The sequence below is a fragment of the Pectobacterium polonicum genome, from assembly GCF_005497185.1.
GTDB lineage: Bacteria > Pseudomonadota > Gammaproteobacteria > Enterobacterales > Enterobacteriaceae > Pectobacterium > Pectobacterium polonicum.
This window is the reverse complement of record NZ_RJTN01000070.1, coordinates 1-346: the sequence shown is the minus strand read 5'-3', so window position 1 is coordinate 346 and position 346 is coordinate 1. Positions and strand designations below refer to the sequence as shown.

The window sequence follows — 346 nt, the reverse complement described above, 5'->3', positions numbered from 1 at the left end:
AACGTCTAATTCGCTCCTGTTGTCTCATGAGGTTTCTGTGAATCGCATGAAGACTGATAAACCCTTTAAAATCCACGCAACTGCGTGGATTTTTCTTGTGCCCAGAAAACCCCCAGCTAGGCTGGGGGTTCAGTAAAGCTTTCAGCTTTGGGCCAGTTATAAAAACCCCTTTTGATTTGTTAAAACAGTTTGCGGTCTGGCAACTGCAAACGTTCAACAAGAAATCAAAAGGGGGTCCCAATGAGGGACGAAAAGAGCTTAGCGCACACCCGATGGAACTGTAAATATCACATAGTTTTTGCGCCGAAGTACCGAAGACAGGTGTTCTACGGGGAAAAACGCAAAG

At 45.4% G+C, this 346-nt stretch carries 1 protein-coding gene; it reads left to right on the top strand.

What is annotated here, in order from left to right; genetic code table 11:
- Positions 1-240 precede the first annotated feature (240 nt).
- The coding region (locus EDI29_RS22660) for a transposase (protein WP_193555691.1) at positions 241-346 on the top strand (106 nt) is incomplete at its 3' end.